Raw genomic sequence first — 1,048 nt, forward strand, 5'->3', positions numbered from 1 at the left:
TAGAAAAGACGATCAGCTGAAGATATGCTTATCGCTTTTTCTCCGGCAAGAGATGCAACAATGAAAACATATAAACAACTGACCTATGCGCAACGATGCCAGATTTACGCACTAAAGAAAATAGGCATGAGTCAAAATAAAATAGCTAAACAATTGAATGTCAGTCAATCGACGCTTAGTAGAGAGTTTGCTCGCAATACAGGCAAGCGAGGTTACCGTATTAATCAAGCTCAACAAGCAACAATTAAACGCCGTATTGATGCCCGTAAAGCAATAAAAATGACATCTACTCTGATTGCATTAATAAATATAAAACTAGATGATAAATGGAGCCCTGAACAAATTTCAGGATGGCTTAAGAAAGNNNCTATGAAACTATTTACCAATATATTTACTCCGATAAGCGAAATGGTGGTCAATTATTCCAACATCTACGCCGAAAAGGCAAATCTTACCAAGCGCGCAATAAAGATAAGCAAGCTGGTCGAGGTTTTATCAAGAACCGCGTTAGCATCGATGAACGACCTAGTATCGTTGACACACGTAGCCGAGTTGGTGATTGGGAAATAGATTTAGTCATTGGTAAAGGACACAGCGGCGCATTGGTGACTATTGTTGAGCGTAAAACGCGTTTTACAGTATCGACACGTATTAATGATAAATCAGCAAAGACTGTCACAGCGACCACGATTGCATTATTAAAACCATTTGAAGATGCAGTGTTAACCATTACCGCTGATAACGGTAAAGAGTTCGCTTATCACAAAGAGTTAACCAAAAATTTAAAGTGTGCAGTTTATTTTGCAGATCCATACTGTTCATGGCAACGCGGTTTGAATGAAAATACAAATGGTTTATTAAGACAATATTGGCCGAAATCTATCGACTTTAAAAAAATATCGAATTGGGCAGTAAAAGATGTAATAGTGAAACTCAATGAAAGACCAAGAAAGAAATTAGATTACAATACGCCAGCCAAATTAATGGCTGAACATATGGCAGCTATAGCTGCTTAGTCGTTATGCACTTCAGACTTGAATCTGCCATT

Annotated in this window: 1 protein-coding gene; it reads left to right on the forward strand. The window is 37.8% G+C overall.

Features of this window, described 5'->3' with window-relative positions; genetic code table 11:
• Positions 1-389: 389 nt before the first annotated feature.
• Positions 390-1,016 (forward strand): IS30 family transposase, encoded by a 627-nt coding sequence (locus GQR39_RS20380; RefSeq protein ID WP_346774503.1) that lies wholly within the window; start codon positions 390-392, stop codon positions 1,014-1,016.
• Positions 1,017-1,048: the final 32 nt, after the last annotated feature.

Origin of the sequence: Pseudoalteromonas sp. C8 (assembly GCF_011378685.1) — a bacterium.
GTDB classification, from domain to species: domain Bacteria; phylum Pseudomonadota; class Gammaproteobacteria; order Enterobacterales; family Alteromonadaceae; genus Pseudoalteromonas; species Pseudoalteromonas arctica.